Origin of the sequence: Sodalinema sp., from assembly GCF_046483825.1 — a bacterium.
Taxonomy (GTDB): Bacteria; Cyanobacteriota; Cyanobacteriia; order Cyanobacteriales; family Geitlerinemataceae; genus Sodalinema.
This window is the reverse complement of record NZ_JAWOCL010000303.1, coordinates 1-6,960: the sequence shown is the minus strand read 5'-3', so window position 1 is coordinate 6,960 and position 6,960 is coordinate 1. Positions and strand designations below refer to the sequence as shown.

Below are 6,960 nucleotides of genomic sequence, written 5' to 3'. Positions count from 1 at the left end.
CCTTCTGCTGTCTTCTCGACTCGCTCCGGTTCACAACCGAGAACCAACTCAATCCCTTCCCGGATAAACGTCTGTTGCACAATCTCCGCCGCATCAGCATCTTCCCGATGCAACACATGGGAATGACGATGAATCAGCGTTACCTGAGAACCCAGACGACGAAAAGCTTGAGCTAATTCACAGCCAATGGGACCCCCGCCAATCACCGCCAGGCGCTTGGGACGTTCGGTGAGGTTAAACACCGTCTCATTGGTGAGATAGCCAGCTTCGGCTAATCCGGGCGTTTGGGGGTGAACCGCCCTGGCCCCCGTGGCAATCACCGCCTTTTTATAGTTGAGGGTGACATCATCGACTTGAATGGCTTGATTGCCGGTGAAACTGCCATTTCCGAGGAAGATATCGACGCCAGCTTTGGCAAAGCGATGAGCCGAATCATGATGACTAATCCCGGCCCGGATTTTCCGCAACCGTTGCATCACCGCTGCGAAATCCACGTCAATCGTCTCTGGGGTGGCAATGCCATAGTGGGGAGCGTTCCACATCTCCCCGACGACACGGGAGGAGCGAATTAAGCTTTTGGAGGGAACGCAACCGGTATTGAGGCAATCGCCACCCATTAAATTCCGTTCAACGAGAGCCACTTTGAGGCCAATATCTAAGCCAGCCGCCCCAACGGCGACCACTAGGCCGGCGGTTCCACCACCAATGACCACTAAGTCATAGCAATCAGCGGGTTTGGGATTCACCCAATTGGGGGGATGGGTTTGTTGGAGGAGTTCACGGTTGTACTCATCCATGGGGGAGATGGTGAAGGTGTGAAAGGCTGAGTTAGGCATGGGGGAAGAAAGGCAAGAGGCAAGAGGCAAAAGGCAATAGGGGGGGGAGTCGGGTAGGGGGTGTTCGGGTATTGGCTAATGTTCAACATTGACCACTTCGACTTGAACTTGCCAGAACGCACCGATGCGCGGATTATTCACCCTTAATCACTTGTTCGCCGACGCTTTCGGCCAGGGCGTTGCGGGCGATGCGGGTGACGTAAATGGTGACGGCAACGGTGGCGATGAAACCGATAATTTGTAGAATCCGTTGCAACAGTTCTGCTTGGGGATCTGCCGTGGCGGCCCCGGTTCCTAGGGTGGCTAAACTTCCGGCCAGAGAGCCGATATAGACATACATGATGGTTCCGGGAATCATGCCCAGGGACCCGAGAACGTAGTCTTTGAGGGAGACGTTAGTGACGCCGTAGGCGTAGTTGAGGAGGTTGAAGGGAAAGATGGGGGAGAGACGAGTGAGGAAGACGATTTTAAAGCCTTCTCGTCCGACGGCTTCGTCGATCGCCGCAAATTTGGGGTTACTGGCAATTTTTCCCGCGACCCAATCCCGGGCGAGATAGCGGCCAATGAGAAAGGCTAGGGTTGACCCGAGGACGGCTCCGATGAAGACATAGAGGGAGCCGAAAACGACCCCAAATACCACGCCACCACCGAGGGTGACGATGGAACCCGGTAGGAAAGCGACGGTGGCGATGATATAGAGGCCAATGAAGGCCAGGATGCCCAGGGTTCCTAGGTCTTGGATGCTTTGCAGGGCTTGTTGTAGCCAAAGTTGGGGGTTGAACCCCACTGGGGAGTCTTGGGCTAGAACTGGGGTAACAGCCCCGAGCAAGAACCAGGACAGGAGAGGGAGGCTGATGGAGAACATACGCGCGATCGCAGTCTGGGGAGGTTTGGGCGAGAACATGGGAACCTGTGCCGATGACGAGTGCTTCTAGTTAGGGGTACGCTCGTTAACGGCGGCTGGATGTGGCCTGGATGTGGTGATGGCTGGGTTTTGTCTGTTGGCTTAGTTCTGTCCGGGTTAGTCTTGTCCGGCTTGGGCGATCGCCGCTTGTCCCGCGTCGGAGAAGGCATAGCCGAGGAAGGCTTGAACCATCTCGTTGGCGGGATCTTGATACACGTAGTAGAGGTTCCGCCGATAGGGATATTGTTCGGCGATGGGGGTTAACCCGTCGATGGCCACGGGACGGACGGTGCTTTGGTTGAAAATTTGGGCGGCGGTGGCGTAGCCAATGCCGTCATCCCCTAAGGCTCGCAACATGGGGGTGGTGGCATCTCGGTCTAAGGTGGTGATGTTGGGCGTATTGCCAAAGTCGCCGCCGTTGAGAACCATCTCGCGGAAGGTTTGGTGAGTGCCGCTGACGGGAGGACGGTTGAGGACGCGAATGGGTTTGTCGGGACCGCCAATCTCTGACCAGTTGGTGATTTCTCCGCTGAAGATGTCGACAACGTCTTGTTGTCTGAGGCCTTGGGCAAAGGGGTTGTTGACCCCCACCACGAGGGCGATCGCATCTTGGGCGACGGGAACGGACACAAGGCCTTGGGCTTGTTCATCGGCGCTGAGGGGACGGGAGGACGCGCCCAGGTCGGCATTCCCCGCTAAAACGGCGTCTATACCATCTCCAGACCCCGTGGCTGAGGTGGTGACGGTTACGCCTGAAAACCTCTCTTCAAAGCCCTGTTTTAAGGCGCTATTGATAGACACCATAGCGGTCGACCCTTGCAGGTCGAGGCCGCTTCCGCTGGGAAGACTCTCGGGGACGGTGAATTGATGGCTTGGGGTTGAGGGGGAATTGGCGGCCGTTGAGGGGGAAGAATTGTTCGCTGGGGCGGTTGCTGATGGGGGTGATGAGTTCTCTGATGGGTTCTGTGATCGGTTCTCTGATGGGTTGTTGGGGGAGCGGCTGAGGAACCAATAGACCCCGAAGCCAATTAGGGCGACAACGAGGATATAGAGAATGGGCGGCGGTCCGGATTTTGACGGTGACATGAGTTAAGGGGGGTGAGGGATTAAGGCGAATCATTGAACTGTTGTAAGCGGCGAGCCACTTCGTCGTCGAGTTGATGCTGCTCCCAATCGGCCTCCGTGTCGGGTTCGGCTTGGGAGAGTTCCGCTAGGGCTTCTTCTTCGAGGCGTTGGAGTTCTAGGCGGCTTCGGGCATCATCGAGGTGCGATCGCGCTGTTTCTAATTCCTGTTGACGAGAGACTTGGCTGAGGGGATCGAGAACGTCTCCGAGTTCGGCCATATCTTTAAGATGCTCGACATCGAGGCGATAGGCTTCGAGTTGAATCGTCTCTCGTTGCAGTCGTTCTTCGGAGGCTTGTAAAAAGTCTTGGGCTTGATGCAGGCGATCGGCAATTTGGGGGAGGAGTTTTTCAAGTTGTACGGCTTGCGTCATGGCTAACCGCGCCCCGGCTTCGTCTCCTTGCTGTTGGGCGATCGCCGCCCGCTTTTCATAGGCCCTCACCTGGTTCAGTTTTGCCTGATATTTCAACTCAGCCTGACGGTAAGCGGCCCGTTGAGCGCGCACGGTTTGTTCGAGATCTTGGACCGACTGCTGCATGGTTTTGAGGGAGAGTTCTGCTGTCGTGATGACATCAGGCTCCGCTGCGGGGGGCGCTTCTGGAGGCTTACCCCAGAGCCAGTTCCAGGTGTTAATGGTGATGCGTCCGGCCCAATCTCCCATTAACCAGTACACTGCTTTTTTCATCAGGGTTTCCCATCATCTCAAGTCGCCTTACCGCCAGTCTATAGTATTTTTTGGCTCATTTTGGGGATTCGGGCCAGGGGAGTTGGCGATCTTGAGCCAGTCGTTGAGCGACAGCCGAGGCTCCCTCGCGGTTGAGGTGACTGGGATCGGCGAACAAGTCGGGGCGATCGCGCCATTGGTTGGATAAATCCCGCACCCAAACCCCGGATTTTTGCCCTTGTTGCTGCAAGAACTCCTGAAATTGGCGTTCATAGCGGCGGCGGGTAGCATCGAGATACTCGTCGGTGAGGGGCAAATTCACGAAAACGAGGGGAATGTTGCGGCCTTGACAGAACTCAATCACTCGGTTAACGGCGTTGCCCTGAACGCCGCCGAGGTTGAAGTTGGCGTAATCGCGATCGTAGTCCCCCGGAACGCGAGGGAACTGCTGAAAATAGGTTTGCGGATTAAAGCGATCGCGGACAATCTGAAAGCCATTGGAGTCAATATCTCGACGAGAGAGAATCACGGGAACCTCACTGTCTCGGGAGCCATTATTGCGCAGTCGCTGATAGCCGGGGGAATTGCGGATACGGCTAAAGGTGCGATCGTCTCGTCCACTATTAAAGGCCCGAGAACCATCGGCCCAAACCATCACGTTCGGCAACTGTTCGGGGGTGAGTAACTCTCGTAGCTGTAAATTCACCACTTGAGCCGTGGCCCCATTAATGCCGAAGTTAAACACCCGCACCCCGGAGAACCCGCGACGATTGAGGTCAAATTGCAATCGCTTGGCATCGAGTCCCTGTAAGCCTCGGGAACTGCCAATAATTAAGATATCAGGCGCTCCCAGGGTGGCGACATAGGCTCGATAGAGAGCAAACTGCTCATCTAAGACCAAACTATTAAAGCTTGGGAAGGGCAGACGATTGCCGCTGTTGCCCGCTTGTTGGAGCGCGAAATCAGCATTTTGTAAGTATTCCTGCACCTTTTTTTGAGCAAAGGCCCGTTGAGGAGCCGTCACCGGAACCGACTGCATAGCCGCTAGGGCTTCTGTCCAATATTGCACCACCTGATGCCACTCTTCGGGGGTGTTGGCCTGTTGTGAGGCTTGCCAGGCCCGGGAGGCGCGATCAGTCCCCCGATTAAAGGCCTGTAAGCCTGACGGTGATTCTGTGGTTTCCTCCTCCTGCATCTTCTCTAGGGAAGTATTTAAGGCCTTGGGATTGACGGGGGAACTATCCAACCCCAAATGACTAAACCCTAACAGTAGGAAGATGGCGGCGATCGCGATCGCCAGGGGGCGCAATTGGCGCCAGTGGTGTTTGAACAGCGTTAACATTCTGCAATTGATTTCCTATAGCCGTGGATTAGCAATAACAAACCCCGCCTTGCCAAAGCAAAGCGGGGTTCTGAGTTAGATCACGAGGCAACTATCCCACCTAAGCTGTGGGATCATCATCGTCCTCATCATCACTGTCATCCTCATCAAACGCATCAGGATCAAAGTCCTCGTCGTCGTCATCATCATCGAAGCCATCCGGCTCGAACTCGTCCTCCTCGCTATCATCGCTATCATCACTATCCTCGAGATCCCCATCATCGAGAATCGCCGTGGAGCCGTCATCCCCATCGGGCAAGATGGCCGACTCATCACTAACACTTCCCGTAAGGTTGTAGGCGCGAGCGGTGCGATCGTCCAAGACCACATCTTGGATCTTACTCTCATCGTCCACACCATTGACCACCGAGTTAATCTCATTGATATCCGCATCTGGGGCCGAGAAGTTTAACTCTTCATAGGCATTGAACCCCGTTCCGGCAGGAATCAAACGACCAATAATGACGTTTTCCTTCAAGCCGCGCAACCAATCGGATTTACCCTCAATGGCCGCCTCAGTGAGAACACGAGTCGTTTCTTGGAAACTCGCCGCACTAATAAAGCTATCCGTGTTGAGAGACGCTTTGGTAATCCCCAACAGCATCGGCGTATATTGAGCCGGAGCGCCCCCAGTAATCGACATCGCTTCATTGACCTGCTCCACTTGACGCAGTTCAATCAACTCACCCGGTAACATCGTGGTATCACCGCCATCATCGATTTTCACCTTCGAGGTCATCTGACGCACAATCACCTCAATGTGTTTGTCAGAAATATCCACCCCTTGGGATTGATACACCGACTGCACCTCGTTCACCAAGAAGGTTTGGACATTGCTAAAGCCCGTCAACGCCGCCTCATAGGTCCCCGAAGGCGCGAGGTAGTCAAACCAACATTCGAGGATTTCATGGGGGTTCGAGGGACCATCGGTGAGGGGTTCAGCCACATCCACCCGTTGGCCATCCACCACCAGCACATTATGTCCTGACAGGGTACGGTATTCCGACACCGTGCCATCGTCTTCGACCACACGAATTTCGACCGAATCATCATCTTCATAGATGACCTGAGCGGTTCCCGGACGACGGTTGAGGACGCAGGCCTCCTTCGGTTTACGGGCTTCGAGGAGTTCTTCAATCCGAGGTAGCCCCTGAATGATGTCTCCCGTTTTCGCCCGTTCAAACACCAGCAGCACCAGGTTATCGCCCCGTTGCACCAAGCTGCCATCATCCACATGGAGAATCGCACCCGGAGACACACGATAAGGACGAGCGTGACGCAAGACAATCTCGTTGTCGTGAATTTCAACCACTTGCCCCGATTCTTCCAAGGTTACCCCTTCGGCCACCGTGGCACCGCTAACGAGCAGATCCCCTTCTTTGACTTGAGGTTCAGCATCGCCGAGATTGAGGCTAAAGCGATCCTCTTCACTGACAATCAGAACCCGGCGGGTGGCTTCAGTCCCTTCACGAATCCCGCGTACCATCCCCGGATTCCGACAGGCGATTTCCGTACGGGCCACGACCGAGCCTGGCTCGATTTGGTCACCGTCTTGGACCAATAAACGGGTGCTAGTGGTACTGGTAAAGAGCGGGTCAACGTTGGTATTTTCCCGACGCACGGTGAGAGATTCGATGACCACCAATTGCAGACGCATGGCTTCATCGTCTTCCTCATCGGGGACGAGTTCGATGTCTGCTTCGAGGTGACGGGCATCGCTGCCAATGTCAAGAATCAGTTGGGTGCGGATGAGTTCTTGACCTTCAACGGATTTAATCCGCTCGCCATCTTTGAAGGGCAACATCCGTTGTACAGGCCGCAGAGCGATGGGGAAGGCGTTTTCTTGACCTTCAGCGGGCTGCTGACTGGGAACCGAGGGCGTATCGGGAACTTGGAACTCCTCAACCGGACGCAGTAGCACCCCAGTTCCTTCGGGGGTGGTGACGGATTCCACGAAACAGAGAGACTCGGCCACTAAGCCGGGGGCAACTTCTTGGCCCGGATGGACGAGACTCTGTTCGGGAACGCTGAGTTTGTCGTTGCTGCTGAGGT

Annotated in this window: 6 protein-coding genes; all 6 read right to left on the bottom strand. The window is 55.3% G+C overall.

Going from position 1 to position 6,960, the window contains the following annotated elements; genetic code table 11:
* Positions 1-836 (bottom strand): FAD-dependent oxidoreductase (locus R6U67_RS19145; RefSeq protein ID WP_410254024.1); only part of this gene is annotated, 836 nt, incomplete at its 3' end.
* Between the two features lie 133 nt (positions 837-969).
* Positions 970-1,740 carry a TVP38/TMEM64 family protein gene (locus R6U67_RS19140; RefSeq protein ID WP_410254023.1) on the bottom strand — a complete coding sequence of 257 codons (771 nt, stop codon included), beginning with the start codon at positions 1,738-1,740 and terminating at the stop codon, positions 970-972.
* Between the two features lie 117 nt (positions 1,741-1,857).
* The gene (locus R6U67_RS19135) at positions 1,858-2,826 is read right to left on the bottom strand and encodes an extracellular solute-binding protein (protein ID WP_410254022.1); all 969 of its coding nucleotides are present in this window, start codon (positions 2,824-2,826) and stop codon (positions 1,858-1,860) included.
* A 20-nt stretch (positions 2,827-2,846) separates the two neighbouring features.
* A complete protein-coding gene (locus R6U67_RS19130; protein ID WP_410254021.1) occupies positions 2,847-3,548 on the bottom strand; it encodes a PspA/IM30 family protein in 702 nt (233 codons plus the stop codon).
* A gap of 55 nt (positions 3,549-3,603) precedes the next feature.
* Positions 3,604-4,869 carry a hypothetical protein gene (locus R6U67_RS19125; protein WP_410254020.1) on the bottom strand — a complete coding sequence of 422 codons (1,266 nt, stop codon included), beginning with the start codon at positions 4,867-4,869 and terminating at the stop codon, positions 3,604-3,606.
* Between the two features lie 100 nt (positions 4,870-4,969).
* On the bottom strand, positions 4,970-6,960 hold a 1,991-nt coding region (locus R6U67_RS19120; RefSeq protein WP_410254019.1), incomplete at its 5' end, for a DNA-directed RNA polymerase subunit beta''.